Origin of the sequence: Pseudomonas sp. 30_B (assembly GCF_017491605.1) — a bacterium.
In the GTDB taxonomy this organism is placed as follows: Bacteria; Pseudomonadota; Gammaproteobacteria; order Pseudomonadales; family Pseudomonadaceae; genus Pseudomonas.
Genome location: NZ_JAFGYY010000412.1, coordinates 1 through 429, shown reverse-complemented (window position 1 = coordinate 429; position 429 = coordinate 1). Strand labels below are relative to the sequence as shown.

1 pseudogene is annotated in these 429 nt (G+C 55.5%); it reads right to left on the bottom strand.

What is annotated here, in order from left to right:
• Positions 1 to 429: pseudogene (locus J5M67_RS28925) on the bottom strand (DNA polymerase III subunit alpha); the annotation flags it as partial.

The following is a 429-nucleotide window of genomic DNA, read 5'->3' as shown; positions in this document are numbered from 1 at the left end:
ATCTTGTCTTTATCGTCACCGACGCTCGTCAGCAGAGCAGCGCCGTATTCAGCCGGGTAGTTGGCCTTGAGGTAAGCCGTCCAATACGAGACAAGTCCATAGCCAGCAGCGTGGGATTTGTTAAAGGCGTATCCAGCGAAGGGGACCATGACGTCCCACAAAGTCTGGATGGCATCGTCGGAGTAACCGTGTTCACGCATACCCGCCTGGAAGGGGATGAAGTTTTCCTCCAGGATGTGCTTCTTTTTCTTACCCATCGCTCGGCGCAACAGGTCGGCGCCACCCAGGGTGTACCCGGCAAGTTTTCGGGCGATCGACATGATCTGCTCCTGGTACACAATGAGGTGGTACGTGGGAGCAAGGATCTCGTCGAGGTCTTCCTTGAGTTCGGGATGGATCGGAATGATCGGTTCCCGGTTGTTCTTACGC